This is a genomic window from uncultured Clostridium sp. (genome assembly GCF_947036855.1).
Classification (GTDB): Bacteria; Bacillota; Clostridia; order Clostridiales; family Clostridiaceae; genus Sarcina.
The window spans coordinates 1-2,555 of record NZ_CAMQRY010000213.1 but is presented as its reverse complement, the minus strand read 5'-3'; the positions used below and the strand labels follow the sequence as shown (position 1 = coordinate 2,555).

At 27.2% G+C, this 2,555-nt stretch carries 2 protein-coding genes; one reads left to right on the top strand and one right to left on the bottom strand.

What is annotated here, in order from left to right:
* A partial coding sequence (locus Q0V15_RS12915) for an SH3 domain-containing protein (RefSeq protein ID WP_297439549.1) occupies window positions 1-1,805 on the top strand: 1,805 nt, incomplete at its 5' end.
* Window positions 1,806-1,898: 93 nt separating this feature from the next.
* Here the strand turns inward: Q0V15_RS12915 and Q0V15_RS12910 are convergent.
* Window positions 1,899-2,555 (bottom strand): hypothetical protein (locus tag Q0V15_RS12910; protein ID WP_297439548.1); only part of this gene is annotated, 657 nt, incomplete at its 5' end.

Below are 2,555 nucleotides of genomic sequence, written 5' to 3'. Positions count from 1 at the left end.
AAACTACTCCAATTACTCCAAAGCCTAAAACTCCAAGTGTAACTACTAAAGGTATAGGAACTGGAAGTTTAATCAATACTACTTTTCTACACCTTAGAGATTCTTCGTCAACAAATTCTAATATAATAGAAACTATTTATTCAAACGATTCAATCACTGTACTATCAAAAAATGGTGCGTGGTATAAAGTTGATGTAAATGACCAAATTGGATATGTTTATGCTTATTATTTAAATGTTGATTATAATAAAGCTATCTCAAATAAACCTATAACTCCAGTAGTAACTCCAAATTCTGACCTTGTAGTTGGTGAAGTTGTAAATTCATCTTTCCTTCATGTTAGATCTGGTGCAGGTACTAACTTCTCAATTCTTGAAGATATTTATCTTGGAAATAAAGTTGAAGTTATTAAAAAAATAGGTAGTTGGTATGAAATTAAAATTAATGGGAAAATAGGTTATGTTTATGATTATTATTTAAATGTTATATCTGGTAATTTAAATAAATCCTCTAATTCAAATAACCCTAAACCTATAAGCAAAACAGAAAAAGGGAAGGTAGTTAATGTTAATTCATTAAATATTAGAAGTACTCCTAGTACAAATTCAAAAATACTTGGAACAATAAATCTTAATGATACAGTTTCAATAATCTCAGCAGATGATGGCTGGTTTAAAATAAATTTCAATGGTTCTACTGCTTATGTGAGTGCAAACTATATAACTCTTACAAGTGGGTATTCAAATGATTCTGCAAGTACTGCAAATAATATAATTAACCTTAATACTAAAGGATTTATAAACACCTATGTTGCAAATATAATCTCTAGCCCGACAAATAATTCTGATATAATCGGTCAAGAAACTATAAAATCTCCTGTTATGATAACTGGAGAAAAAAATAATTATTATCAAATTAAACTTGGTACTAATTATGGCTTTATACTAAAATCATTTGTAACATTAAATCCTACTAGTACTAACATAATAAATACTAAAAATAATGATGATTCTAAGAAAGATACTGAAGTAACAGCAAAAAAAATAACTACTTCTTATCCTATAACATTAGAAAACTATGTAAATCTTGAATATACACATTGGCCACTTTTTACAAAACAAGAATTTTTAAATGCTATTGACCCATCACATATAAATAATATGTTTGAATTCCTTAGTATAAATCAATTTAGAAGTGTTAACATTGAAAAACTTAATACTTTACTTAATGGTAAAGGTGTTCTTTCAGGACAAGGACAAGCTTTTATAAATGCTTGTAAGCAATATAATATCGACCCATTATATTTTGTAAATCAGAGTATTCTTGAAACAGGGTATGGAAGAAGTAAACTTGCAAAAGGTATTACTATATCAGAAGTTGCGATAAAAAGTGAACCTAAATATAATCCACAAGGGCAACTTGTTGGCTATGCTATGAAAAAACTACCTAAACCAGTAACAGTATATAACTTATTTGGAATAGGTGCAGAAAATAATAGTGTTGTATTCCCTGACCGAGCATTAATACTTGGAACAACATATGCATATACACATGGATGGACTTCACTAGCTTCTTCAATATCAGGAGCTGCTGATTTTGTTTCTGCTGGGTATATTCATAATGGTTACTACTCTCAGAATACAGTATATAAGCTTAGATTTTCACCAAGAATATCAAGTATCTGGCATCAATACTCTACAAATGTATGGTATTCTAAAGAACTTGCTAATCTTATGAAGCAAAATGCAGATATATATTCTAAAGCTGATAATTTCACTTATGATTTACCTCAGTTTAAAATATAAATAAAAGGAATATATCAAAATTTATGTCATCTACAATATATAGATTTCCAACCTATATATTGTAGATAACAAACTATTATGATACAGTCCTTTTTAACTTTTTCCTATTTTATTAATTTCTAAAAATTCATGATCTTTTTCCATTCTTGTTCTATCATCAAATGGTGATTTTATAAGTGCCTTAACAAACATTTGTTCATTAGAACTTTGTCTATAATACATATGACTAACCCACATTTTTATTAACTTTAAATATAGTTCATTTACTATTTTTTGAAGATGTACTTTTTCATATTCTTCAAGTCCAGCCTCAATATTTCTATCATCAAGTTCTCCTTTTAAATAAAAAACATTATTTACTATAATATTAAAATCATCTTTATTTTGAAGGCTTGTACTTGTTAATAAATCCATACTAAGACCTGTTACATTCCCAAGTTTTTCTTTAAGCTTTAATAAATCTATATTTTCTATATTTATAGAATGTTCTATACTATCACTTTCTAATATAAGTTTTTTATAATCTGCTTCTTTCCATTCTCTCTTAATCATAAATTTCTCTCTAAAATATTCAACATATCTATCTGACTCTAAAAATAATCTTAACAGCTCATTTCCAACTTCACTATAGAAAATCCCAATAAGCATATCAGTTTTTCCCTTTTCACTTGATTTCTCTTTCCTATTTAAAATGTAATTAAATAATACTCCAGTTACAAGCATATTAAATGGTGCTTCTACTATTCCATG